The 25431-nt window shown below is 67.3% G+C and carries 21 protein-coding genes, 2 pseudogenes and 1 riboswitch; of the genes and pseudogenes, 15 read left to right on the forward strand and 8 right to left on the reverse strand.

What is annotated here, in order from left to right:
• The first annotated feature begins 144 nt into the window (after positions 1–144).
• The 4 genes from ABFB10_RS09785 to gcvP all read left to right on the forward strand — a co-directional run bounded on the left by ABFB10_RS09785 (position 145) and on the right by gcvP (position 5378).
• Entirely contained in the window at positions 145–636 is a 492-nt protein-coding gene (locus ABFB10_RS09785; protein WP_347166376.1) for an RrF2 family transcriptional regulator, read from the forward strand.
• A gap of 8 nt (positions 637–644) precedes the next feature.
• Positions 645–731: riboswitch (glycine riboswitch) on the forward strand.
• 143 nt (positions 732–874) lie between these two features.
• Complete coding sequence (gene gcvT, locus ABFB10_RS09790) at positions 875–1999, forward strand: glycine cleavage system aminomethyltransferase GcvT (protein WP_347166377.1); 1125 nt, start codon at positions 875–877, stop codon at positions 1997–1999.
• A 16-nt stretch (positions 2000–2015) separates the two neighbouring features.
• Complete coding sequence (gene gcvH, locus ABFB10_RS09795) at positions 2016–2375, forward strand: glycine cleavage system protein GcvH (RefSeq protein WP_347166378.1); 360 nt, start codon at positions 2016–2018, stop codon at positions 2373–2375.
• A gap of 156 nt (positions 2376–2531) precedes the next feature.
• Positions 2532–5378 (forward strand): aminomethyl-transferring glycine dehydrogenase, encoded by a 2847-nt coding sequence (gcvP, locus tag ABFB10_RS09800; RefSeq protein WP_347166379.1) that lies wholly within the window; start codon positions 2532–2534, stop codon positions 5376–5378.
• Between the two features lie 107 nt (positions 5379–5485).
• On the opposite strand, the gene ABFB10_RS09805 is transcribed toward gcvP, so the two are convergent.
• Positions 5486–6724: a urate hydroxylase PuuD gene (locus ABFB10_RS09805; RefSeq protein ID WP_347166380.1), complete on the reverse strand. Its 1239-nt coding sequence runs from the start codon at positions 6722–6724 to the stop codon at positions 5486–5488.
• A 189-nt stretch (positions 6725–6913) separates the two neighbouring features.
• Here ABFB10_RS09805 and ABFB10_RS09810 point away from each other — a divergent pair, with 189 nt between their 5' ends.
• Complete coding sequence (locus ABFB10_RS09810) at positions 6914–7825, forward strand: LysR family transcriptional regulator (protein WP_347166381.1); 912 nt, start codon at positions 6914–6916, stop codon at positions 7823–7825.
• Between the two features lie 90 nt (positions 7826–7915).
• Here ABFB10_RS09810 and uraH read toward each other — a convergent pair whose 3' ends face one another.
• Positions 7916–8272, reverse strand: a complete 357-nt coding sequence (uraH, locus tag ABFB10_RS09815) for a hydroxyisourate hydrolase (RefSeq protein ID WP_347166382.1) — start codon at positions 8270–8272, stop codon at positions 7916–7918.
• A 145-nt stretch (positions 8273–8417) separates the two neighbouring features.
• On the opposite strand from uraH, the gene puuE reads away from it, so the two are divergent.
• From puuE to ABFB10_RS09830, 3 genes and pseudogenes are all read left to right on the forward strand, one after another.
• Positions 8418–9830: an allantoinase PuuE gene (puuE, locus tag ABFB10_RS09820; protein ID WP_347166383.1), complete on the forward strand. Its 1413-nt coding sequence runs from the start codon at positions 8418–8420 to the stop codon at positions 9828–9830.
• A pseudogene (locus ABFB10_RS09825) lies at positions 9827–10311 on the forward strand (ureidoglycolate lyase). The gene puuE and the pseudogene ABFB10_RS09825 overlap by 4 nt, the downstream one beginning before the upstream one ends.
• A 52-nt stretch (positions 10312–10363) precedes the next feature.
• Entirely contained in the window at positions 10364–11788 is a 1425-nt protein-coding gene (locus ABFB10_RS09830; protein ID WP_347166384.1) for a uracil-xanthine permease family protein, read from the forward strand.
• A 265-nt stretch (positions 11789–12053) separates the two neighbouring features.
• Here the strand turns inward: ABFB10_RS09830 and ABFB10_RS09835 are convergent, their stop codons facing one another.
• The 6 genes and pseudogenes from ABFB10_RS09835 to ABFB10_RS09860 all read right to left on the reverse strand — a co-directional run bounded on the left by ABFB10_RS09835 (position 12054) and on the right by ABFB10_RS09860 (position 18141).
• Positions 12054–13361: a short-chain fatty acid transporter gene (locus tag ABFB10_RS09835; protein WP_347166385.1), complete on the reverse strand. Its 1308-nt coding sequence runs from the start codon at positions 13359–13361 to the stop codon at positions 12054–12056.
• 324 nt (positions 13362–13685) lie between these two features.
• Positions 13686–14525, reverse strand: coding sequence for a PPC domain-containing DNA-binding protein (locus ABFB10_RS09840; RefSeq protein ID WP_347166386.1), 840 nt, complete (start codon positions 14523–14525; stop codon positions 13686–13688).
• Positions 14522–15064: an AMP-binding enzyme gene (locus ABFB10_RS09845; RefSeq protein ID WP_347167989.1), complete on the reverse strand. Its 543-nt coding sequence runs from the start codon at positions 15062–15064 to the stop codon at positions 14522–14524. The genes ABFB10_RS09840 and ABFB10_RS09845 overlap by 4 nt, the downstream gene beginning before the upstream one ends.
• Positions 15030–16133: pseudogene (locus ABFB10_RS09850) on the reverse strand (AMP-binding protein); the annotation flags it as partial. The gene ABFB10_RS09845 and the pseudogene ABFB10_RS09850, both read right to left, overlap by 35 nt.
• Positions 16130–17299: an acetyl-CoA acetyltransferase gene (locus ABFB10_RS09855; RefSeq protein WP_347166387.1), complete on the reverse strand. Its 1170-nt coding sequence runs from the start codon at positions 17297–17299 to the stop codon at positions 16130–16132. The pseudogene ABFB10_RS09850 and the gene ABFB10_RS09855, both read right to left, overlap by 4 nt.
• The gene (locus ABFB10_RS09860; protein WP_347166388.1) at positions 17296–18141 is read right to left on the reverse strand and encodes an IclR family transcriptional regulator; all 846 of its coding nucleotides are present in this window, start codon (positions 18139–18141) and stop codon (positions 17296–17298) included. Before ABFB10_RS09860 ends, ABFB10_RS09855 begins: the two co-directional genes overlap by 4 nt.
• A gap of 164 nt (positions 18142–18305) precedes the next feature.
• Here ABFB10_RS09860 and ABFB10_RS09865 point away from each other — a divergent pair, with 164 nt between their 5' ends.
• The 7 genes from ABFB10_RS09865 (at position 18306) to ABFB10_RS09895 (ending at position 25273) form a co-directional block, all read left to right on the forward strand.
• Entirely contained in the window at positions 18306–19328 is a 1023-nt protein-coding gene (locus tag ABFB10_RS09865) for a TRAP transporter substrate-binding protein (protein WP_347166389.1), read from the forward strand.
• A gap of 53 nt (positions 19329–19381) precedes the next feature.
• The gene (locus ABFB10_RS09870; protein WP_347166390.1) at positions 19382–19903 is read left to right on the forward strand and encodes a TRAP transporter small permease subunit; all 522 of its coding nucleotides are present in this window, start codon (positions 19382–19384) and stop codon (positions 19901–19903) included.
• Positions 19900–21264 (forward strand): TRAP transporter large permease, encoded by a 1365-nt coding sequence (locus ABFB10_RS09875; RefSeq protein ID WP_347166391.1) that lies wholly within the window; start codon positions 19900–19902, stop codon positions 21262–21264. Before ABFB10_RS09870 ends, ABFB10_RS09875 begins: the two co-directional genes overlap by 4 nt.
• On the forward strand, positions 21264–22058 hold the full coding sequence (locus tag ABFB10_RS09880; protein ID WP_347166392.1) for an SDR family NAD(P)-dependent oxidoreductase: 795 nt from the start codon (positions 21264–21266) through the stop codon (positions 22056–22058). Before ABFB10_RS09875 ends, ABFB10_RS09880 begins: the two co-directional genes overlap by 1 nt.
• Before the next feature lie 553 nt (positions 22059–22611).
• Positions 22612–23697 (forward strand): histidinol-phosphate transaminase, encoded by a 1086-nt coding sequence (gene hisC, locus ABFB10_RS09885; RefSeq protein WP_347166393.1) that lies wholly within the window; start codon positions 22612–22614, stop codon positions 23695–23697.
• On the forward strand, positions 23694–24617 hold the full coding sequence (locus tag ABFB10_RS09890; RefSeq protein ID WP_347166394.1) for a prephenate/arogenate dehydrogenase family protein: 924 nt from the start codon (positions 23694–23696) through the stop codon (positions 24615–24617). The genes hisC and ABFB10_RS09890 overlap by 4 nt, the downstream gene beginning before the upstream one ends.
• Positions 24614–25273, forward strand: a complete 660-nt coding sequence (locus ABFB10_RS09895) for an extensin-like domain-containing protein (RefSeq protein ID WP_347166395.1) — start codon at positions 24614–24616, stop codon at positions 25271–25273. Before ABFB10_RS09890 ends, ABFB10_RS09895 begins: the two co-directional genes overlap by 4 nt.
• Positions 25274–25431 lie beyond the last annotated feature (158 nt).

Genomic DNA, 25431 nt, shown 5'->3' on the forward strand with positions numbered 1-25431 from the left:
TGGCGTGGTTCACGAGAGAGCCGTAGCCGAAGAAATAGGCGTGTTTCATGCCGCCACTAACCCTGTGCATTGATGCAAGTCAAATGCGGCTTTGCCGGGCTGGTGTAGGGTGCCTGCGCCATTTGTGTCCCGGAGGAGTCCTACGTGCGCGTCACCAAGAGAACCAATATCGCCATGCGTGTCCTGATGTTCTGCGCCGGGAATCCCGGGCGGCTGGTGACGAAACACGAGATCGCCGGGCGCTGCAATGCCTCGGAAAACCACCTGGCGCAGGTCATCAACCAATTGGCGCAACTGGGCTTCCTGAGCACGCAGCGCGGTCGCAACGGCGGGCTGACGCTGGCCCTGCTCGGCGGGGAGGTCGTCATCGGCGATGTGTTCCGGGCGCTCGAGGCGCCGGTGCCGCTGGCCGAGTGCTTTGCCGATGTGGACAACACCTGCCCGCTGACCCGGGCCTGCCGGTTGCGGGATGCGCTGGCGCAGGCGGCGCAGGCCTTCTACGCCACGCTCGACCCGATCACGCTGGAGGATCTGGTCTGCGACAATGCCGACCTGATGACCATTCTCGCCCCAAAGGGCCCGTGTCGTGCGAAAAGCGGCGCGGGTGTCCTTGTCAATGCCGGTGACCTGCACTAGCCTCTGGAACGATCACGACGGGAGAACCGGCCTTGCCGGTGCCGAAGGCGCAACCGCCCCGGAAACGCTCAGGCCCCATGGACCGTCGCGATTCACGAACTCTGGAGAGATCCCGGCAGGACCGGGGCGCCGAAGGGATAACGATCTCAGGCGAAGGGACAGAGGGGGCATGGACGGTCTGGGATGGTCCCGGGCCAGAGATGCCCCGTCGCGCTGCGCTCGGGGACCGGGAAGGCGCATGGCGGACGACGATCTGAAAACGACCGAACTGAACGGGCTGCATCACGCGCTTGGCGCGAAGATGGTGCCCTTTGCCGGCTACGAGATGCCGGTGCAGTACAAGCTTGGCGTGATGCAGGAGCATCTGCACACGCGCTCTGCCGCAGGGCTCTTCGATGTCAGCCACATGGGGCAGGTGATTCTGCGCGGCGAGGCTGTGGCCGCGGCGCTGGAGACGCTGGTGCCGGTGGATGTCGCGGGCATCGGCGCGGGGCGGCAGCGCTACGGCTTCTTCACCAACCGCGACGGCGGGATCGAGGACGACCTGATGATCGCCAACCGGGGCGACCACCTGTTCGTGGTGGTCAATGCCGCCCGCAAGGGGCCGGACCTGGAGCGGATGCGCGCCCATCTGGAGCCGCGTGGCGTGACGGTCGAGCTGGTCGAGGGCCGGTCGCTGCTGGCATTGCAGGGCCCGCAGGCCGAGGCGGTGCTGGCGGGGCTTGCGCCCGAGGTGGCGGAGATGGCCTTCATGGATGTGGCCACCGTGACGCTGAACGGGGCCGAGTGCTGGGTCTCGCGGTCGGGCTATACCGGCGAGGACGGCTTCGAGATCTCCGTGCCGGATGCGGCGGCGGAGGCGCTGGCGAAGACCCTGCTGGAGGACGCGCGGGTGGAGGCCATCGGCCTTGGCGCGCGCGACAGCCTGCGTCTGGAGGCGGGGCTGTGCCTTTACGGCCATGACATCGACGACAGGACAACCCCGGTCGAGGCGGGGCTGACCCGGGCGATCCAGAAGGTGCGCCGCATCGAGGGCGACCGCGCGGGCGGCTTTCCCGGCGAAGAGGTGATCCTTGGCCAGATGTCCGGCGGTGCGCCGCGCCGCCGTGTCGGGCTGAAGCCCGAGGGCCGGGCGCCGATGCGCGAGGGCACCGTGCTTTACGACAGCGCAGAGGGCGGGGTCGAGATCGACCGGGTGACCTCTGGCGGCTTCGGCCCCACCTCGGGTGGGCCGGTGGCCATGGGATACGTCCCGACCGCAAAGGCAGAGCCGGGCACCCGGCTTTACGGCGCGGTCCGGGGCAAGAGAATGCCGGTCGAGGTGGTGAAACTGCCCTTCGTCCCGGCGGGATTCAAACGGTGAACGACAGGAGACCGGTATGAAATTCACCGAAGAGCACGAATGGCTTGAAACCGAGGGCGACCTTGTCGTCGTGGGCATTACCGCACATGCGGCGGAGCAGCTGGGGGACGTCGTCTTTGTCGAACTGCCCGAGACCGGCACCGAGGTCAGCAAGGACGACGAGGTCGTGGTGATCGAGAGCGTCAAGGCGGCGTCCGACATCCTCGCGCCCATCGACGGCGAGATCGTCGAGGTCAACGAGGCCATCGTCGCGGATCCGGGCAAGGTCAACGAGGACCCCGAGGGCGACGCCTGGTTCTTCAAGATCCGGCCCGCCGATCCCGCGCAGATGGACGATTACATGGACGACGCGGCCTACAAGGCGTTCATCTCCTGACGACGCGGCTCGGGGCGACCCCGGCCCGGGGGCCTTTGCCGGGGCCCGCGCCCTGCCTTGCCGCTTGTGGCGGTTGAGAGGGCAGGAGCCTCCGGCGGAGGGTATTTTTGCCAAGAAGAAGCCGGGGGTTCGTCCCCCGGATGGAGAGGCTGTGCCATGACCTATGATCCCATCGACTATCTTCCCTATGATTTCGCCAACCGCCGCCATATCGGGCCTTCGCCCGAAGAGATGGCGCGCATGTTCGAGGTGCTGGGGGTCTCGGACCTCGACGCGCTGATCGAAGAGACCGTGCCGGCGGCGATCCGGCAGGCCGAGCCGCTGGATTTCGGCAAGCCGCTGTCCGAGCGGGAATTGCTGTACCGGATGAAGCAGGTGGCGGGCAAGAACACCGTGATGACCTCGCTGATCGGGCAGGGCTATCACGGCACGGTCACGCCGCCCGCGATCCTGCGCAATATCTTCGAGAATCCGGCCTGGTACACGGCCTATACACCCTACCAGCCCGAGATATCGCAGGGGCGGCTGGAGGCGCTGCTGAACTACCAGACCATGATCTGCGACCTGACCGGGCTGGAGGTGGCCAATGCCTCGCTGCTGGACGAGGCGACCGCCTGCGCCGAGGCGATGACCATGGCGGGGCGCGTGGCGAAGACGAAGGCGAAGGCCTTCTTCGTGGACGAGAACTGCCACCCGCAGAACATCGCCGTGATGAAGACGCGGGCCGAGCCCCTGGGCATCGAGGTGGTCGTGGGCGATCCCGAGGCGCTGGACGCCGCGTCGGTCTTTGGCGCGATCTTCCAGTATCCCGGCACCTTCGGCCATGTGCGCGACCTGACGGCGCAGATGGAGGCCCTGCACGCGGCGGGCGCGGTGGGCATCGTCTCTGCCGATCCGATGGCGTTGTGTCTGCTGAAGGAGCCTGCGGCCATGGGTGCCGACATTGCCGTGGGCTCGACCCAGCGCTTTGGCGTGCCGCTGGGCTATGGCGGCCCGCATGCCGCCTACATGGCCTGCCGCGAGGACTGCAAGCGCGCCATGCCGGGGCGGATCGTGGGTGTCTCGATCGACAGCCACGGCAACAAGGCCTACCGGCTGGCGCTGCAAACGCGCGAGCAGCACATCCGGCGCGAGAAGGCCACCTCGAACGTCTGCACCGCGCAGGCGCTGCTGGCGGTCATGGCGGGTTTCTACGCGGTCTTCCACGGGCCCAAGGGGCTGCGCGCCATTGCCCAGCGGATCCACCGCAAGACCGTGCGGCTGGCCAAGGGGCTGGAGGCGGCGGGCTTTGCCGTCGAGCCGAAGCAGTTCTTCGACACCATCACCGTGGATGTGGGCCTGTTGCAGCGCGGCGTCCTGCAGGCCGCCGTGCAGCAGGGGCTGAACCTGCGCCGTGTCGGCAAGACCCGGGTGGGCATCACGCTGGACGAGCGCACCCGCCCCGCCACCATCGAGGCGGTCTGGCGCGCCTTCGGCCTGGTCCGCAAGGATGAGGATTTCGACGCGGGCTATCGCCTGCCCGAAGGGCTGGTGCGGCAGACGGACTACCTGCAGCACGACGTCTTCCACATGAACCGGGCCGAGACCGAGATGATGCGCTACATGCGCCGTCTTGCGGACCGCGACCTTGCGCTGGACCGTGCCATGATCCCGCTGGGGTCCTGCACGATGAAGCTGAACTCTGCCGCCGAGATGATGCCGGTGTCCTGGGACGAGTTTTCCAAGATCCACCCCTATGCGCCCAAGGATCAGGCGGCGGGCTATGCCGAGATGATCCACGACCTCTCGGCCAAGCTGTGCACGATCACCGGCTACGACGCCTTTTCCATGCAGCCGAATTCCGGCGCGCAGGGGGAATACGCGGGCCTGCTGACGATCCGCGACTGGCAGGCGGCGCGCGGCGAGGGGCAGCGCAATGTCTGCCTGATCCCGACCAACGCCCATGGCACCAACCCGGCTTCGGCCCAGATGGTCGGCTGGAAGGTGGTGGCGGTGAAATGCGACGCGCAGGGCAGCATCGATCTGGATGACTTCCGCGCCAAGGCCGCGAAGCATTCGGACGCGCTGGCCGCCTGCATGATCACCTATCCCTCGACCCACGGGGTCTTCGAGGAGACGGTGAAGGAGGTCTGCGCGATCACCCACGAACACGGCGGGCAGGTCTATATCGACGGGGCGAACATGAACGCCATGGTCGGGCTGTCGCGGCCCGGCGATCTGGGCGGCGACGTCAGCCACCTGAACCTGCACAAGACCTTCTGCATTCCGCATGGCGGTGGCGGTCCCGGCATGGGCCCCATCGGCGTGAAGGAACACCTTGCCCCGCATCTGCCCGGCGACCCGCTGTCGGGCAAGGTCGGGCCGGTTTCGGCGTCGGCCTTCGGCTCGCCCTCGCTGCTGCCGATCTCCTGGGCCTATATCCTGATGATGGGCGGCGAGGGGCTGACGCAGGCGACCCGCGTGGCGATCCTGAACGCCAATTACATCGCCAAGCGGCTGGAGGGCGCCTATGACGTGCTTTACCGCGGCGGCAAGGGGCGCGTGGCGCATGAATGCATCCTCGACACCCGGCCCTTCGAGAAATCGGCGGGCGTCACGGTCGAGGACATCGCCAAGCGGCTGGTCGATTGCGGCTTCCATGCGCCGACGATGAGCTGGCCGGTGGCGGGCACGCTGATGGTCGAACCGACCGAGTCCGAGACCAAGGCCGAACTCGACCGCTTCTGCGATGCCATGCTGGCGATCCGCGAGGAGATCCGCGCCATCGAGGACGGCAAGATCGACGCCGAGAAGAACCCGCTGAAGCTGGCGCCGCACACGATGGAAGACCTCGTGAAGGAATGGGATCGGCCTTATTCGCGCGAGCAGGGCTGTTTCCCGCCGGGCGCCTTCCGGGTCGACAAGTACTGGCCGCCGGTGAACCGCGTCGACAACGTCTTTGGCGACCGGAACCTTGTCTGCACCTGTCCGCCGATGTCGGACTATGCCGAGGCAGCCGAGTAAACGCTGTGCGGGGCCGTGAAGGCCCCGCATTTCCCCGCCGACCCCGCTGCGGCGGCTGAAATCAGCGGTGGATCAAAGCAGCCTGTAGACGTCCCGCCGGGGCGCGGTCAGCTTTCGCCGACCGTGACCGAGCGATACCAGGTCACGATCTGCTGCCGCGCCTCGGGCGTCATCTGGATCGCGTTGGGCGGCGGCATGGCATGTGAGCGCCCCGCCTGCAGGTAGATCTGGTCCGCGTGGCGCGCCACGTCGGCCTCTGTTTCCAGCACCACGCCCTTGGGCGGCCAGTGCATCCCCTCCCACGAGGGCTCGCGTCCGTGGCACATGGAACAATTGCCGACCACGGTGAAATAGGCATCCTCGAAACTCTCGGCAGAGGCGAATTTCTCCTCGTAGGGGGTCAGGGCGCGGGCCTCGCTTTCCTCGTAGCTATCCATGCCGGACTGCGTCGACAGCCAGGCGATCAGCACCATGATCACCACCGTCACCGGCCAGGTCCAGTGCGGGCCCTTGCCGGTCTTGTGCATGGTGTTGAAGTAGTGCCGGATCGTGACCCCGGTCAGGAAGATCAGCGCCGCGATGATCCAGGCGTATTGCGTGCCGAAGGCCAGCGGGTAGTGGTTCGCCAGCATCAGGAAGACCACCGGCAGCGTCAGGTAGTTGTTGTGGGTCGAGCGCACCTTGGCGATCTTGCCGTATTTGGCATCCGGCGTGCGCCCGGCCTTCAGGTCGGCCACGACAATGCGCTGGTTCGGCATGATCTGGAAGAAGACGTTGCCGGTCATGATGGTCGCGGTGAAGGCGCCGAGGTGCAGCAGGGCCGCGCGCCCGGTGAAGATCTGGTGATAGCCCCAGGACATGACCACGAGGATCACAAACAGCAGCAGCATCAGCAGCGTCGGGGTGTCCGCCAGCTTGGACTTGCACATGGCGTCATAGGCCAGCCAGCCGATGGTCAGCGAACCGCCCGAAAGCAGGATGCCCTGCCACAGGGCCAGGTCGGCCTTGGTCGGGTCCAGCAGGAAAAGCTCTCCGCCGACCCAGTAGATGATCATCAGAAGCGCCGCGCCGGACAGCCATGTCGCGTAGCTTTGCCACTTGTGCCATGTCAGGTGCTCGGGCATCGACGCGGGCGCCACGAGGTACTTGACCGTGTGGTAGAAGCCGCCGCCGTGGACCTCCCATTCCTCGCCATAGGCGCCTTCGGGCAGGTCGCCGTTGGGTTTCAGCATCAGGTCGAGCGCGATGAAGTAGAAGGACGCGCCGATCCAGGCCATCGCGGTGATGACATGCAGCCAGCGGACGCTGAAGGCGATCCAGTCCCAGATGATGGCGAAGTCGTACATGGTGTCCTCCGGGGTCGATGAGTGTCGCGACAGTAGCGGAACGAAATTTTCTCTGCTATTTGCAGGAAAGACCAAGCAGCATCAAAAAAACCGAAGAATGCAGGGTCGGATTGTTCGGGTTCCCATGTCGGCTGTCTTCGTTTCGGTCGCGGGACCGTCTGTGCCGATCATGAAACCGGAACCAGAGCCATGTCCTACTTCGACAATATCCGCACTTTCGTCCGTGTCTACGAATTGGGCAGCATGTCGGCGGCGGGGCGCGATCTGCGCATTTCCTCGGCGGTGACCTCTTCGCGGATCTCTCAGCTGGAAGAGCATCTTGGCGTGCGGCTGTTCCAGCGCACCACCCGCAGCCTGACGCCGACGGAGCATGGCAAGAGCTTCTATCGCGGCGCGACAGAGATCCTGGAGGCGGTGGACAGCGCCGAGGCGCAGATCGTCAACGTGACCGAAAACCTGAAGGGCGCGCTCTACGTGGCGGCGCCGCTGGGCGTCGGGCGGCGGCTGATCGCACCGCAGGTGCCGGGGTTCCTGGCGGAATACCCCGAGGTTTCGGTGCGGCTGCGCCTGACCGACCGCAAGGTGGACCTGACGACCGAGGGGCTGGACCTTGCCTTCTTCCTTGGCCAGCCCGAGGACAGCAACCTGCGCATCCGCAAGATCGCCGACGTGCCCCGGGTTCTCTGTGCCTCGCCGGACTATATCACGCGGCGCGGGATGCCCGCCGATGGCGATGCGCTGCTGGCGGAGAAGCACGAGTGCATCAACCTGCGCTTCCCCGGCGCGGCAGAGTTCCAGTGGCGGCTGGAGACGCCGGAGGGGCCACGCCGTTTCGCCGTGGCGGGGCGCTATGAATCGGACGACGGGGACGTGCTGACCGACTGGGCGCTGGGGGGCCACGGCATTGTGCTGAAGCCGGTCTTCGAGGTGGCCGAGCATCTGAAATCCGGCGCGCTGGTGCCGGTGGCGGAAAAGACCCCGCCCGAGGCGATCCAGATGGCCTGCCTGTTCACCCACCGGCGGCGGCAGGATCCCAAGACCCGGATCTTCATGGAATACATGATCGACCGGATCGGCGCGGTCTTTCAGACGGCCGGGTAGGGCGGCCCGGGTTCTGGCCACCGGATAGGGCCGACCGGCGAAAGCGGTTGCGAAACTGGCAAAAAGCGCAGCCCGGACGGCGCTGACCGCTCAGCTGCCCCGGTAGGTGCTCATCCCGTAGGCCGACAGCAGCAGCGGCACATGGTAATGCGCTGCGGCATCCGCCATGCCGAACCGGATCGGCACCTCGTCGAGGAACAGCACATCGCCCTCGGCCTGACCCGTGGCGCGCAGGTAGTCGCCCGCGAAGAACACCAGCTCGTAGGTCCCGGTGGCAAAACGCTCCGCCGGCAGGATCGGCGCATCGGTCCGCCCGTCGTCATTCGTCACCGTCTCTGCCAGTTTCTCGCGCGTGTCGCCCGCGAGGCGATACAACACGATCCGGATGCCTTCCGCAGGGCAGCCGCGCGCCGTATCAAGGACGTGTGTCGTCAGATATCCGCTCATGTCTCGATCTCCTGCAAGGTTTGTCCCGTCATACCCGTCGCGCCGCCCCGGGCAAAGACGCCGTGGTTTGAGGCTCCTTCGCATATTTTTTGATAATGAGCGGCAATTTCTTGGATTATGACGTAAGGAAATCGGAGGTACAGACGTGCAGCGTTATCCCAGAGACATGGCGGGCTATGGCCCCCGCATCCCGCAGGCGAACTGGCCCGGCGGCGCGAAGATCGCCGTGCAGATCGTGCTGAACTACGAAGAGGGCGGTGAAAACAACATCCTGCACGGGGATGCCGCGTCCGAAGGGTTCCTGTCCGAGATCACCGGCGCCGCGCCCTGGCCGGGGCAGCGGCACTGGAACATGGAAACGATCTATGAATACGGCAGCCGCGCCGGGTTCTGGCGCGTGCATGACCTGCTGAAGGACACCCCCATCACCGTCTATGGTGTCGCCACCGCGCTGGCCCGCGCGCCCGAGCAGGTGAAGGCGATGAAGGATGCGGGCTGGGAGATCGCCAGCCACGGCCTGAAATGGGTCGAACACAAGGACATGCCCGCCGAAGAGGAACGCGCGCAGATCCGCGAGGCGATCCGCCTGCACACCGAGGTTACGGGCACGCCGCCGCGCGGCTGGTACACCGGGCGCTGTTCGATGAACACGATCCCGCTGGCGGCGGAAGAGGGCGAGCTTGCCTATATCGCCGACAGCTATTCCGACGACCTGCCTTACTGGACGCATGCGGGCGGCAAGGACCAGCTGATCGTGCCCTACACCATGGATTGCAACGACATGCGCTTCGCGATCCAGGCGGGCTACACGCAGGGTGCCGATTTCGAGGCCATGGTCCGCGATGCCTTCGACGTGCTTTATGCCGAGGGGCAGGCGGGCGCGCCCAAGATGATGTCGATCGGTCTGCACTGCCGCCTGATCGGGCGCCCCAGCCGCATGGCCGCGCTTCGCCGCGTCATGGAATACATGCAGGGCCACGAGGGCGTCTGGTTCGCCACGCGCGAACAAATTGCCGACCACTGGGCCGCCGAACATCCGGCGCCCACCGGCGTGACGCCCTCGCAGATGGACCGCGAGACCTTCGTGGCGCAGTTCGGTGGCATCTTCGAGCACAGCCCGTGGATCGCCGAGGGCGCGCATGCGCTGGAACTGGGCACCTATAGCGACAGCGCGGCGGGGGTGCACAATGCACTTGCCCGGGTCTTCCGTTCGGCCACGGAGGAGCAGCGGCTGGGCGTGCTGACTGCGCACCCGGACCTTGCGGGCAAACTTGCCGCCGCCGGGCGGCTGACCGCCGAATCCACCGCCGAACAGGCGGGCGCGGGGCTGGACATGCTGACCGACGCGGAACGCGAGACATTCCAGAAGCTCAACGCCGACTATGTCGAGCGCCACGGTTTCCCCTTCATCATCGCGGTGAAGGACAACACCAAGGCCTCGATCCTTGAGGCCTTCCACCGCCGCATCGGCAACGACCGCGCGACCGAATTCGCCGAGGCCTGCCGACAGGTCGAACGCATCGCCGAATTGCGCCTGATCGAGAAGCTGGGCGCATGAGTACAATCCGTATACAACCGCTGACGCCCGAGGCCTTCGCCCCTTTCGGCGAGATCCTCGACACCGCGGGCGCGCCCGACAAGCTGATCAATCAGGGCCTCTGCGGGCGCTACCACGACCGCGCCACGCTGGACTTCACCGAAGCGGGCCGGGCGGGCATCAGCCTGTTCAGGTCAGAGCTGTGCAGCCTGCCCGTCACGCTGAAGCTGATGGAGCGGCACCCGCTGGGGTCGCAGGCTTTCCTGCCGATGTCGATGGACGGCTTTCTGGTCGTCGTCGCGCCCGACGATGCCGGAAAACCGGGCACGCCGCTCGCCTTCCGCACCGCGCCCGGGCAGGGGATCAATTTCCATCGCAACACGTGGCACGGGGTTTTGACCCCGCTCTCCGGTTCCGGCCTCTTTGCCGTGGTCGACCGGATCGGCGGGGGGAGAACCTGCAGGAGCACCGCTTCGAGGACGCTTACATCGTAGAAGACTGAATGGGCAGCCGGAGGAGGAGCCGGCACCCACATCCAGAGGGAGACGACAAGAATGGCAGACACATCCATCGGAACACCCGAGCAGCTAAGGGATCCGAATTACACGCCGCCGATGATCAAGGCGGTGCCGCTGGGCATCCAGCACGTCCTGGCCATGTTCGTCTCGAACGTGACGCCCGCGATCATCGTCTGCGGGGCGGCGGGTTTCGGCTTTGGCTCGAACTCTCCCGACTTTCCGCAAATGATCTACATGATCCAGATGTCGATGTTCTTCGCGGGCATCGCCACGCTGTTCCAGACCATCGGCTTCGGCCCGGTCGGCGCGCGCCTGCCCATCGTGCAGGGCACCAGCTTTGCCTTTATCCCGATCATGATCCCGCTGGTCTCGGGCAAGGGGGTCGACGCCATCGCGGTGCTGATGGGCGGGGTCTTCGTGGGCGGGTTGTTCCACGCCGTCCTCGGCTTGTTCATCGGCAAGATCCGCTTTGCCCTGCCGCCGCTGGTGACCGGCCTGGTGGTGACGATGATCGGCCTCGCGCTGGTCAAGGTGGGTGTCCAATACGCCGCCGGGGGTGTGCCCGCCATCGGCACGCCGGAATACGGGTCGGGCCTGAACTGGTTCATGGCGGGCACGGTGATCGTCGTGACGCTGGGGCTGAAGTTCTACGCCCGCGGCATGCTGTCGGTCTCTGCGGTGCTCATCGGTCTGCTGGTCGGCTATGTGCTGGCCTTTGCGCTGGGGCAGGTGAACCTTGGCAACGTCGGTACTGCCGCGCCCTTCGCCCTGCCCAATCCGCTGCACTTCGGACTGGAGTTCTCGGTCGCCGCCGTTGTCGGTTTCTGCCTCATGAGCTTCGTCTCGGCGGTCGAAACCGTGGGGGATGTCAGCGGCATCACCAAGGGCGGCGCGGGCCGCGAGGCCACCGACCACGAGATCCGTGGCGCGACCTTCGCCGACGGCATCGGCACGGCGATCTCGGGTCTCTTCGGGGCGCTGCCCAACACCTCGTTCAGCCAGAACGTCGGCCTGATCGCCATGACCGGCGTCATGAGCCGCACGGTTGTCACCATCGGCGGCATCTTCCTGATCCTCTGCGGCCTGGTGCCCAAAATCGGCGCGATCATCTCTTCGGTGCCGATCGAGGTTCTGGGCGGCGGCGTGATCGTGATGTTCGGCATGGTGGTCGCGGCGGGCGTCTCGATGCTGTCGGACGTGCACTGGAACCGCCGCAACATGGTGATCTTCGCCATCGCCCTGTCGCTGGGTCTGGGCCTGCAACTGGAACCGGACGCGCTGCAATACCTGCCCGGCACGATTCAGGTTCTGGCGACAAGCGGCATCCTGCCCGCGGCGGTCATCGCCATCGTGCTGAACCTCGTCCTGCCGGAAGAGCTGGCGGACGAGGCCACCGAAGAGGTCTCGGGCGGCATGGCGGGCCACGGACAGGGCTCTTACGCCAAGGACGACCACGTCTGAGAGGCACACCCCCGGCGCCGGGGGCAACCCGCCTTGCTTCGGCCCCGCGTGATCGCGGGGCCTTTTTTGTGCCGCGCGTGACCTTGGCCCGGGTTCCGCGACCGGCTGCGCCGCCGCCCGCCCGGCCCGGCCCGCAGGCGCCTGTCGCTGGCCTCGGCAGGCAGGCGCTTGGGGCGCCGCGCAGAGTACCGCGCCATGGAAAAAGGCCGGGTGCATCGCTGCACCCGGCCTTTCGTGGTCTTGCCGGTGATGGCCGCTGCGGGACCTAGAGGAAGGTCAGGCCGACCGCGATGATGATGCCCGACAGGATCAGGTGCACGACGCAGAACCCCATGATGTCCTTGGCCCGCAGCCCGGCGATGCCGAGGATCGGCAGCGCCCAGAAGGGCTGCACCATGTTGGTCCAGGCGTCGCCCCAGGCCACGGCCATCGAGGTGCGCGCCAGATCGGCGCCAAGGGCCTCTGCCGCCGGAAGGATGACCGGCGCCTGAACCGCCCATTGCCCGCCGCCCGAGGGCACGAAGAAGTTCACGATCCCCGCCGAGAGGAAGGACCAGAAGGGCAGGGTGCTGGCCGAGGCAAGGCCGACCAGCCCTTCAGAGATGCTGGCGGCAAGGCCGGACTGGACCATGATTGCCATGATGCCCGCGTAGAAGGGGAACTGGATCACGATGCCCGCGCCGCCCTTCACCGCGTCGCCGAGCGCGTTCAGCAGGTTCTTCGGCGTGCCGTGCAGCAGGATCGCCAGCGTCAGGAACAGGAAGTTGATGACGTTCAGCGACAGCCCGCCGCCCGTGGCGAAATACTGGATCAGCCATGCCACACCGGCGGCGCCGACCAGAACCGACAGCGCAAGGCTGTTTTCCAGCCGGTCTGCCGGGGTGGGGCTGTCGGGCCGGGTGTAGGGGTCGTCGGTCAGCAATGCGGGGTCGACATAGACGGACTCTTTTTCAGAGGGCATCATCGCGCGGTTGACCAGCGGCACCGCGATGAACAGCGCCACCACGATACACAGGTTGTATACGCTGAAGATGGTCTCGGAGGTCGGCACGACGCCGGTGATTTCGGCGAAGGGATGGCCCTCGGTCGCGATCGACAGCGGAATGGACCCGGCCAGACCGCCGTGCCAGACGATGAACCCGGAATAGGCCGAGGCGACGAGCAGGCGGTAATCCACCTTGACGATGCGCGCGAGTTCCTTGGCGAAGAGCGCGCCGACCACAAGGCCGAAGCCCCAGTTGATCCACGACGCGGCAAGCGACACAAGGCTGACCAGCACGATGGCGCCCCCGGCGCTGCTGGCAAGGCCCGCCAGCGCCGCAAGGCCGCGCCGCACCAGCGGCGTCGAGGCCATCAGGTAGCCGGTCACCAGCACCAGAAGCATCTGCATCGAGAAGGTCAGCAGCGACCAGAAACCATCGCCCCAGAAGGTCACGATTTCCAGCGGACCCGCTTCCTGCGTCAGCGCCGCCGCGATCCCGGCGACAAGGGTCAGGATCAGCACGAAGACAAAGGGATCGGGGAGGTAGCGGTCAACGATGCGCACCATCGGGCGCGAGAGGAAGCCGAGCATGCTGTGCTCCTTGTTCTGGCATTCGGGAATTCTGTCGGTTCAATTGCCGCCTGTGACCTTGGGGAGGGCGCCGGTAGCGCGGCTATCCTGTATAGCCCGAAGACCGGATTTCAAGGGTGACCTATGCTTGGTGACCCGTGGTCAACGCCCTGCGGATTCGGCCCCTTTGTCACGGCTGCGCAGGCGGGTGCGGTCGACCCCGCGGGACTACCGGGTGGCGATCAGGGCGCGCCCCCGCGCGGGCAGGGGCCTGACCGGGACCGGGGGTCTTCCGGCGCCGCAGGCGCGCCGCCCGTGGTCCGGCCCGGACAGGAGCCAGCGGGGTCATATCTCGAACAGCATCAGTTCGAAGGTGACGCAGGCCGGGCCTTTGCCCCGCACCATGGCGCCCTGGAACTGCGCGTCGTCGGGATCGACGCAGTGCATGGGCAGATGTGTCTCCGCCCCGGTGGTGGCGCCGGGCAGGATCAGCACCTCGGAGATCGGCGAGGCCATGGGTGTGCCCTGATGGAAGACCGCGCCGATCAGGCTGCCGATGCCCAGCACCCGGGCGCGGGCGAAACCGGCAGCGGCGGCGATTTCCTCGACCGCCTCGGTGATGTCCTTGTGCGGCGCCAGCTTGGCCAGCACGGCATTGCCCGTGTCGCGGCCCCGCGTCGGGTGGAAGATCGGAAAGCGCGTTTCCTCGTTCATCGAGACGTCGAAGACCGCGCCGGTGATCATGTGCAGAGTCACGGTGGCCTCTTCGGCCAGCGTCACCTCGTCCGGCAGCAGGTGGCCGCACCATGCGGTGTCGCCATCCTGCCACACGGCGTGGCAATGCAGCCACCACGCGCCGTCGCGCCGCCCGACGATGGCGGTGCCGTCGGTGATCCCGGCCCGGTCGCCGCCGCGCGGCGGGCTGTACCATGCCGCGTGCAGCCCGTCCGAGGACGGGCCCGGCCCGACAAAGCGGTAGGGGCCGATCACCGGGCCCCCGACCTCGATCACACCCGACTCGGCGCCCGCCGCGTCCATGGCCTCGGCGACCGCCTGCATCAGCACCGCGCCCTTGGGCAGCGTCACCTGCAGCGTCTTCGCGGTGCCGCGCGCCATGGTCCAGGGCTGCGGCGCGGGGGTGCCGGGGTGGCGGATGATCTCGCGGCTGTCGAGGGTGACGTTCATGACACCGCCTCCGGTTCCGGCCAGAGACCGCGCGCTTCCAGTTCCTCGCGCACCAGCTTCTTGGTGATCTTGCCGTAGCCGGTCTTGGGCATCTCATCGAGGAAGACGTAGCGCTGCGGCAGCTTGTACTTGGCCAGCTTCGGTTCCAGCATGGCGGCCAGCTCCTCTGCCGTGACGCTCTGGCCCGGTTCGCAGGTGCAGACCGCCAGCCCGACCTCGCCCCAGCGCGGATGCGGCGCGCCGAGGATCGCGACCTCTGACAGCGCCGGATGGGTCAGCATGATCTCTTCGATCTCGCGCGGATAGACGTTCGACCCGCCCGAGATGTACATGTCCGAGCTTCGTACCGGTGATATACAGATACCGCTCTGCATCCATGTGGCCGAGGTCGCCGGTGCGGAACCAGCCGTCGCGGAAGGATTTCTCGTTCGCGCCGTCGTCCATGTAGTAGCCCGCCGCGACGGCGGGACCGGCGACGCAGATCTCTCCGGTCTCTCCGGGCGCGCATTCGCGACCATCGTCGTCCTGAATCGAGACATGCAGCCCGGTGCGCTCTATCCCGCAGGAACCGATGCGCGCCTCGGGCCCGTCCTCGATGTGGTGGTCGTGCGGCGGCAGCACGGTGATGCAGCCGGTCACTTCGCCAAGGCCGAAGTATTGCACCAGCACCTTGCCCAGCTTGCGCAGCGCGTGCTTCTGGTCCTCGCGGTACATCGGCGCGCCCGCGTAGATCACGTAGCGCAGGCTGGAATGGTCGTGTTCGTCGACCGAGGGATGTTCGGTCAGCATCTTCACGATGGTCGGCACGGTGAAGATATTGGTCACCTTGTAGCGTTCGACCAGTTCCCGTGCGGCGGCGACGTCGAAGCGCCCCGGCGGCACCAGCACCGAACAGACGCCGCCCGCGATCATCATCAGCTGGTGCATCCCGGCGCCGTGGCTGAGCGGCGCGACCACGAGGCTCATGTCCTCGGGTGTGGTGCCGGGCACGAGGTCCTGCAGGTGGTTCAGCGCGGTGAAGGTCAGCTGGCCATGGGTCAGCACCACCGCCTTGGGGCGCCCGGTCGAACCGGACGTGAAGAACAGCCAGCAGGGCGCGTCGCGGTCCACGGCGGCGTTGGGCATATGGGTGCCGAGGTGCCCGGCGATGACCGTATCATAGGGCGTGCCGAAGCCCTCGCCGATGCAGATGACCTCGGACAGCTTCGGCGCGACCTCGACGCAGGCGCTCGCATGGTCGGGAAAGGCGGCCTCGCAGACCATCAGAGAGACATCGGCCTTCTGCGCCAGATAGGCGACCTCGTCGGGGCGCTGGCGGAAGTTCGACGGCACCCAGACCACGCCCGCGCGCCAGCAGGCCAGCATGACCTCGGTGATCTGGTTGTTGTTGGCGCTTTGCACCATCACGCGGTCGCCCGGTTGCAGGCCGAAGTCCTGCACGAAGGCCGTGGCCAGCGCCGAGACACGGGCGTCGAGTTCGGCCCATGTGATCGTCAGGTCCTGCCAGATGATCGCCGGACGGTCGCCGAGACGGGCGGCGTTCTTGGTCAGGAAATGCGAAAGGTTGTGCGAGCGGGTCGACCAGGGAAGACGCGGATCGCGGTTCATTTCACGCGCTCCAGGATCGAGACGTAAGAGGCCACCGCCGCGCCGCCCATGTTGAAGACGCCCGCCATCCGCACGTCACCCAGCTGCATGTCACCGGCGGAGCCATCCAGCTGCATCGCCGCCATGACGTGCTGGCTGACGCCGGTGGCGCCGATGGGGTGGCCGCGCGATTTCAGCCCGCCCGAGGGGTTCACCGGCAGCTTGCCGTCGCGGGTGGTCACGCCCTCGCGGATGACCCGACCGCCCTGACCGCGCTCTGCCGTGCCCATGGCCTCGTATTCCAGCAGTTCGGCGATGGTGAAACAGTCATGCGTCTCGACCATGTTCAGGTCGTCCAGCGTCACGCCCGCCGTCTCCAGCGCCTGCGCCCATGCGCGGCGGGGACCGGCGAATTCGCAGGGGTCGCGGCGCGACAGCGCCAGCACGTCGTTGGCCTGCGCGCGCGCCTTGAAGGCGATGCCGCGGGCAAGATCCTTGGCCACGTCCGGATGCGCCACCACCAGAACCGCCGCGCCGTCCGACACCAGCGAGCAGTCGGTGCGCCGCAGCGGGCCCGCCACGCGGGGGTTCTTGTCGCTGACCGTGTTGCAGAATTCGGCGGTGAAGGGCTTTTGCATATGCGCGTAGGGGTTCAGCATCCCGTTGGCGTGGTTCTTGGCGGCGATCATCGCCAGTTCCATCGAATTGTCGCCGTAGCGCTGAAAATAGCCGTCGGCGATCTGGCCGAAGACACCGGCAAAGCCCGCGTCGCTGCTTTCCTCTTCGCCCCATGCGGCGGTCATCAGGATCTCGCCGATCTGCGCGCCGGGGGTGGCGGTCATCTTCTCGGCGCCCACCACCAGCGCCACCTTGCCGCGCCCGGCGGCGATGAAGTCGAGCGCCCCGTACAGCGCCGCCGACCCGGTGGCACAGGCGTTTTCCATGTGGACGGCGGGCACGCCTGCCAGTTCAGGCACCGCCATGCCGACCAGCGCGCCCTCGAAGGCCTGCTTGGAAAAGCCGTTGTTGTAGGTGCCGACGAAGATGCCGTCGACGTCCTGCGCGCCGATCCCGGCATGGGCCAGCGCGTCCGGCACCACCGATTGCATAAGCGCGACAAGGGTTTCCTCGGGCGCCTTGCCGAATTTCGAATGCGCCCAGCCGACGATCTGCGGTTGCTCTGTCATGGTCTTCCTCCCAAGGGGCGGGCCGTGCCCGTCATCTGATGTGTCAGTCTTTGTTCGATGCGTGTGACCTCGCGGCGCAGCAGCGCGGCCAGCGCCTCTTGCCGGTCGGGTTTCAGCCGTGCGTCGATGGCGGCGATGGAAACGGCGCCCAGCACCTCGCCGGGGCGGTCGTCGAAGCCCGGCGCGCGCACCGCCATGCCGATGGCCCATGAATTCGACAGGTAGAGGCCGGGGTTCAGGGCCCAGCCGCGCGCCTGCGCGTCGGCGATGCACCCCGCCACGACCCCGGGTGTGTAGCCGGGGTAGCCCTCGGCCAGCATGGGGGTGATGACCTCGAGCACCTCGGCGCGCTCGCAGTCGGGCAGGGCGGCAAGGATCGCCATGGCGCCCGCGCCGACGCCCAGCGGATGGCGGTCGCCGGTCTTCAGCGCCTGCGTGCGGATCGGGTAGCTGCCTTCCTCGCGGTGGGCGCAGACCGAATAGGTGCCCCGGCGCAGCGAGAGATAGGTGTTTTCCTCGCTCTCGTCCGCCAGCCGCACAAGGCTGTCCATCGCGACCTTCAGCACGTCCAGCCGCCGCCGCGCCATCACCCCCAGCAGGTAGCTTTCGGGCCCCAGCGCATAGGCGCGGCTGCCCGCGTCCTGCACGATCAGCCCCGAGCGCATCAGCGCCAGCATCAGGCGCCGCACGGTAGGGCGGCTGAGGCCCGTGGCCTCGGTCAGCCGCGCCATCGGCACCGGGGCGCCGCCGCCCTGACCCACCAGAGACAGCAGCGCAAGGGCGCGGTCGACGCTTTGCGCGCCGCCAGCCTCTTTGCCGGGGGTCTCATACATGTCCATCATGTGGATGGGTCTCTCCTCGCTCCGGCCAATCGTGCGCGATCATCCCAAGCTTGGCAAGAGGCCGGCACTTTTCTGTTTACACTCCCCCGCAGGCCCGCTTAGGCTGCCGGCCAACAGAAGACGTCCACCATATGGACGCGAAAACATAGTCTGGAGGAGACCCCATGAAGACCCTGACCTCTGCCGTGGCATTGTCCATGGCGCTGACCGGCGCGGCCCATGCGCAGGACCCGGTGATGCAGTCGATCTACCCGTCCTCGCTGCCGCTTCTGGGCAGCAGCGGTGTCACCCTGACCGAGCAGGTGTCCAAGCTGACCGGCGGCGAGCTGAACATCGAGTTCAACGAACCGGGCGCCATCGTCGGCGGCAACGAGATGTGGGACGCGATCTCCACCGGCGCGGTCGACGCGGGCTGGTATTCTCCGGGCTTCGCGCAGGGCATCATCCCCTCTACCGCGATCTTCACCGCCGTGCCCTTCGGCCCGGACGTGCGCGAATACACCGCCTGGTGGTATGAGGGCGGCGGCAAGGAACTGTGGGCCGAGATCACCGAGCCCTACAACATCCACACCGAGCTTTGCACCATCCTCGTCCCCGAGGCCTCGGGCTGGTTCGCCAACGAGATCAACAAGCCCGAAGACCTTCAGGGCGTGAAGATGCGGATCTTCGGCCTTGGCGCCAACGTCATGCAGAAGCTGGGCGTCGAAGCGCAGTCGATGCCGGTGGCCGATACGCTGACCGGCCTGCGTCTGGGCACCATCGACGCCGCCGAGGTCAGCTTCCCGCTGATCGACAAGTCCGTGTCGATGAACGACTACGCCGGCAACTACTATTTCCCCGGCTGGCACCAGCAGACCTCGCTGATCACCTTCATCATCAACCAGGACGTCTGGGACGGTCTGGACGAGCAGAAGCAGTTCGCGATCCAGACCGCCTGCGCGGCCAATGTCGCCCTGACCTCTGCCGAGGGCGAGGCCAAGCAGCTTGAGCCGCTGGCCCAGCTGGAAGAGGCGGGCGTCACGGTCCACCAGTGGAACGACGAGATGATGGACGCCTTCCGCGGCGCTTGGGACGAAGTCGTGGCCGAGCAGTCCGAAGCCGACGCCGACTTCAAGCGCGCGTGGGAAAGCCTGTCGCAGTTCCGCCAGGACTTCGCGAAGTGGGCCGACCTCGCCTACATCAAGTAACACTCCCGCCGGGCGGCTGATGTGCCGCCCGGCCCTTCCCCTACAGGTTTCCCATGGATTTGCTGACGTGGTCCGAACGGCTGGCGCTGCCCTGCCGGGCGGTGGCCAAACTCTGCGGCTGGCTGCTGCTGGTGCTGATGGCCGTCATCCTCTACGACGTGATCGGGCGGCGGTTCTTCTCCACCGGCTCGTTCAAGCTGCAGGAACTGGAATGGCATCTGCACGGCGCCATCGCGGTTCTGTGCTTCGGCTATGCCTACGTCGAGAACGCCCACGTCCGCATCGACCTGATCAGCCAGCACATGCGCCGCAACACCCGGCTGTGGTTCGAGATCGTGGCCATCGTGGCCTTCCTGATCCCCTTCATGGCCCTGCTGACATGGTACGGCTACGATTTCACCCTGCGCAGCTTCCAGCGCGGTGAGGGATCGCCGGGCGGGGTCGGCCTGCCGAACCGCTGGATCGTGAAATCCGCCATTCCCATTGGCGCCGTGCTGACCATCTTCGGCGGGCTTTCGGTGCTGTTCCGCTGCCTTGCCGCGCTGAAGAATCCCGACCTGGAGCCGCGGATATGATCGAGCTGGTTTCCGCCGCGCTGCCCGGCGCGATGTTCCTGTCGCTGGTGGTGGCGCTGTTCTCGGGCGCCCCCGTCGCGATCATGCTGATGGGCATCTCGCTGGTCTTCGGCCTGCTTGCGGTCTGGACCGGCGACATGCGGCTGGTTCACGCGACGCTGCTGCCGAACCGGATCTTTTCCGGCACCATCGAGAACGCGGTGCTGGTGGCCGCGCCGATGTTCATCTTCATGGGCCTGATCATGGAGAAGACGCGCATCGCCGAGGATCTTCTGCTGACGCTGCAACGGCTGATGCGCGTGGTGCCCGGCGGTCTGGCGCTGGCGGTGGTGCTGATGGGCACGATCCTTGCCGCCGCGACCGGCATCATCGGCGCCTCTGTCGTCATGCTGACCGCGCTGGCGATCCCCACGATGGTCGAGCGCGGCTATGACAAGGGCCTTGCCGCCGGGACCGTGGCCAGCGCCGGGACGCTGGGCATCCTGATCCCGCCCTCGGTCATGCTGGTCTTCATGGGCGATCTGCTGTCGATCTCGCTGGGCCGCCTGTTCGTCGCCGCGCTGATGCCCGGTCTGCTGCTGTCGGGCGCCTATGTGATCTACATCGTCCTGCGGTCTTTCCTGCAACCCTCGCTTGCGCCGCGCCAGCCCGCCTCGGACGAGGATCGCGCGGGGCTCTGGCTGGAATCGCTGAAATCGGTGCTGGCGCCGCTGGTGATGATCGTCGCCGTGCTGGGCTCGATCCTCGGCGGCATCGCCACGCCCACCGAGGCCTCGGGTGTGGGCGTCTGCGCGGCGCTGCTGCTGGGCGCGCTGCGCGACCGCCTGAACCGCGCCACCCTGTCGGACAGCATGGACGGCTCTATCCGGTCGCTGGGGATGCTGTTCTTCATCTTCGTCGGCGCCACCGCCTTCAGCTATATCTTCCGCAAGGTTGGCGGAGAGCACTTCATCGTCGAAAGCGCCAATGCGCTGCCCTTCGGTGACTGGGGCCTGCTGATGGCGATGATGGCGATGATCTTCCTCATGGGCTTCTTCTTCGACTGGATCGAGATCACGCTGATCATGCTGCCGATCTTCGCGCCCATCGTGCAGGTCATGGACTTGGGCGAGCACGTGGCGCGGGGCGACATGATCTACTGGTTCGCGATTCTCGTCTCGCTGAATTTGCAGACCTCGTTCCTGACGCCACCCTTCGGCTTTGCGCTGTTCTACCTGAAGGGCGCGGCGGGCAACCTGCTGTCGATGCGCGACATCTACCGGGGCATCATCCCCTTCGTGCTGATCCAGCTGGTGATCCTCGGCGTGGCCATCGCATGGCCGGAACTGGCGATGTGGCTGCCGAACAAGGTGTTCGACTGATGGGGCGGGTCGCGGGCAAATACGCCGTGGTGATCGGCGCGGGATCGGTTGGCGAAGGCTGGGGCAACGGCAAGGCGGCGGCGGTGCTTTATGCGCGCGAAGGGGCCACGGTGCTCTGTGTCGACCGAAACGCGGAGGCCGCCGAGACGACGGCGGCCCTGATCCGCGACGAAGGCGGCGCGGCAGAGGTCTTTGCCGGGGACATGACCGACCCCGGGGCCGCGCAGGGCATGGCAGAGGCGGCGCGCGCCATGGGCGGCCTCGACATCCTGCATTTCAACATCGGCATCAGCACGCCAGGCGGCGTCGAACAGACCGGTTTCGCGGACTGGCAGAAGGTCTTCGCGGTGAACCTCGACGCGGCCTTCCACTGCACGCAGGCGGCCCTGCCGCTGCTCGAGCAGGGTGGCGGCGCCATCGTCTATATCTCCAGCCTGGCGGGGGAATCGAACGGGCCGTATCGCTACGTCGGCTACGAGGCGTCGAAGGCGGCGCTGCAGCGGCTGTCGAAGTCGGTGGCCATCGAATACGCGCATCGCGGCGTGCGGGCCAACTGCGTGCTGCCGGGCATGATCGACACGCCGCACGCGGCCAGCTTCATCGGCCCGGGCACCGACCCCGAGGCGCTGGCCGAGGCGCGCGCCGCCAAGGTGCCGATGGGCCGTCAGGGCACGGCCTGGGACGTGGCAGAAGCGGCGCTGTTCCTTGCCTCGGACGCGGCGGGCTTCGTCACCGGGGTGGACCTGCGCGTCGACGGCGGGATGGGCACGCTCTTCGGTTCGGCAGGCGGGTAGGGCGCGCGGGCTTCCTGCCGGGACGCCGGCGCTGTCGCGCTGCCGTCGCCGCCGGGGGAAAGCCCTTTTCGGCCACGGGGATCAACCCGACCGCTGCGCTGTGAAGGGCTTTCCGCCCGCCCGCGACCGGCGCGAGACTGGCGGCGGGGCGGGTGATCGCGCCTGCCGCCATGCCGGGTGACCGGGCCGACAAGCCCGGCCCCTGCGGTCGGCGCCGCGAAACGGCCTTTGTTGCCGAAGGCCCGCAGCCTCCCCGCGCTGTCGCCCTGGGCGACGATCATCGGCCCCCGGTCGCCCGGCATCGGCGCGCGGATGGCCGGGCCCGGCGGGACGACGCTGGTCAGCGGCCTGCGGCGCCCGATCTGGCGGGGCCCGGGAAAGATCGCGGCCCCGGTCAGGCCGACACGGGCGGGAAAGGCCGCAAACCGGCTTTCATCGCAAGCGCCCCGGAAAACACGGCGCGGGCATCGCCGGACCGGCGCGGATTGACGCCCGTTTCCGGCTTTTCTTGGCCCGGCCCGGCAGGTATGCAACCCGGGTCAAGGAGAACGGCATGGCACAGATCGAACCCAAGCCCGGGATCATGGAAATTGCGCTCTACGAAGGCGGCAAGGCCACCGTCGAGGGCGTCAGCAACGTGGTCAAGCTCAGCTCGAACGAGAACCCCTACGGCCCCAGCCCGGCGGCGCAGGAGGCGGTTCGGCGGACCGTGCATGAGCTGCACCGCTATCCTTCGACCGATCATGCCGCGCTGCGGCAGGCGATTGCCGAGATGCACGGGCTGGATGCGGCGCGGATCATCTGCGGCGTCGGCTCGGACGAGGTCATCCATTTTCTCTGCCAGGCCTATGCCGGGCCGGGCACCGAGGTGATCCACACCGAACACGGTTTTGCCATGTACCGCATCAGCACGCTGGCGGCGGGCGGCACGCCGGTCGAGGTGCCCGAGCGTGAGCGGGTGACGGATGTGGATCCGATCCTGAATGCCTGCAACGAGAACACGCGGCTGGTCTTCATCGCCAACCCCAACAACCCGACCGGCACGATGATCGGTCTGGCCGAGATCGAGCGGCTGGCCGAGGGGCTGCCGCCGCAGTGCCTGCTGGTGCTCGACGGCGCCTATGCCGAATATGTCGAGGGCTACGACGGCGGCGCGCGGCTGGTCGAGATGCGCGACAACGTGGTGATGACGCGGACCTTCTCGAAGCTCTACGGGCTGGGCGGGCTGCGCGTCGGCTGGGGCTATGCGCCGAAGCACGTCATTGACGTGTTGAACCGGGTGCGCGGGCCGTTCAACCTGTCGAGCACCGCGCTGGCCGCCGCCGAGGCCGCCGTGCGCGACACCGCCTATGTCGAGAAGTGCCGCGACGACAACACCCGCCTGCGGGCCTGGCTGTCCGAGGCGCTGGCCGAGCACGGCGTGCCCTGCGACACCTCGACGGCGAATTTCGTGCTGGCCCGTTTCGGCAGCCGCGAAGAGGCCGAGGCCTGCGACGCCTACCTGCAGACGCAGGGGCTGATCGTGCGGCGCGTGGCGGGCTACAACCTGCCCAACTGCCTGCGGATCACCGTGGGGGACGAGGCCTCGTGCCGTCGCGTGGCCTATTGCGTGGGGCAGTTCAAGGCCGGCGCGCGATGAGCACGCCGGTCTACGAAAAGGTTGCGCTGCTGGGGCTGGGCCTGATCGCCGGGTCCATCGCCTGGGCCTGCCGCCGCGACGATGTGGCGGGCGAGATCCGCGGCTATGCGCGCTCTGCCGAAAGCCGGGACAAGACGCGCAAGCTGGGGTTCTGCGACGTGGTCTGCGACAGCGCGGTCGAGGCGGTGCAGGACGCCGACCTCGTGGTGCTGGCCGTGCCGGTGGGCGCGATGGGCCCGCTGGCCCGCGAGATCGCGCCGCACCTGAAGCCCGGCTGCACGGTGACCGACGTGGGGTCCGTCAAGCGCACGGTGATCGAAGAGGTCGCGCCGCACATCCCCGAGGGTGTCCATTTCGTACCCGCGCACCCCATGGCCGGGACAGAGCATTCCGGGCCGGACGCGGGCTTTGCCTCGCTCTATGACAACCGCTGGTGCCTGATCGTGCCGACCCCCGGCACGCCCGAGGCGGATGTCGCGCGGCTGGAGGCGTTCTGGCACCGGCTGGGCGCCAATACCGAGCGGATGGAGGCCGACCACCACGACCTCGTCTGCGCCGTGGTCAGCCATATCCCGCACCTCATCGCCTACACCATGGTGGGCGTGGCCGACGACCTGTCGAAGGTCTCCGAGAAAGAGGTCATCAAGTTCTCTGCCGCCGGGTTTCGCGACTTCACCCGCATCGCGGCGAGCGATCCGACCATGTGGCGCGATGTCTTCCTGACCAACAAGGAAGCCACCATCGAGATGCTGGGCCGCTTCACCGAAGAGCTTTTCGCCCTGCAACGCGCCATCCGGACGGGCGACGGTGAGCAGCTTCACGCCTATTTCACCCGCACCCGGGCCATCCGCCGTGGCATTCTGCAGGCCGGACAGGATACGGATAAACCGGACTTTGGCCGTGCGAAGGTAGACCCGTGAAACCGATTGCCCTGACCCTGATGCTTGCCCTGATGCTATCCGGCTGCGGGGGCGCGAAGGACCGGGCCAAGGAGGGGGTCGCGGGCATGAAGGCCCTCTTCGCCGCCGCCTTCGGCAAGGACGGCTCTGTCGAGGGCGGGGGGCTCTGTGGCGACCCGCTGCTGGTGGGCGAGGCCATCGGCGACATTCCCGGACCGGGCGGCTGCGGCGTCGAGAACGCGGTGCGGCTGCGGGCGGTGGGGCACATCGGCCTGAGCCAGTCGGCCACCATCGAATGCGGCACCGCCAAGGCGCTGAAGCAATGGTTGCAGGTGGCGGCGGTGCCGGCGGTGGGCGCCAAGGGCGGCGGCATCGGAGAGCTGCGGGTCGCGGCGCATTACGCCTGCCGGACGCGCAACCACAAGCGGGGCGCGCGCCTGTCCGAACATGCCAAGGGCCGGGCCATCGACATCTCTGCGATCCACCTGCGCGACGGCACGCAGGTCACGGTGCTGAACGACTGGCGCTCCAAGACCTACGGGCCGGACCTCAAGACCATGCACAGCCGGGCCTGCGGGATCTTCGGCACGGTGCTGGGGCCGGGATCCGACGGCCACCACGAAGACCACTTCCACTTCGACATCGCGCAACACGGAAACGGTGCCTATTGCCGGTGATCCGGCGGCGGGCTTTCGCAGGGGGTGATCTCGCCCCCCTGGCCGTGCGGCGGCTGCCAGCCACACGTGCATGCGCAACGGTCAGCGCCCTGGGGGCGGATTGTTTCCGGCCTGGGGCGCTATCGGCGGTTTGTGGCGAAACCCTGTTGCCCGCTGCC

The sequence above is a fragment of the Ponticoccus litoralis genome, assembly GCF_039769985.1.
In the GTDB taxonomy this organism is placed as follows: domain Bacteria; phylum Pseudomonadota; class Alphaproteobacteria; order Rhodobacterales; family Rhodobacteraceae; genus Ponticoccus; species Ponticoccus litoralis.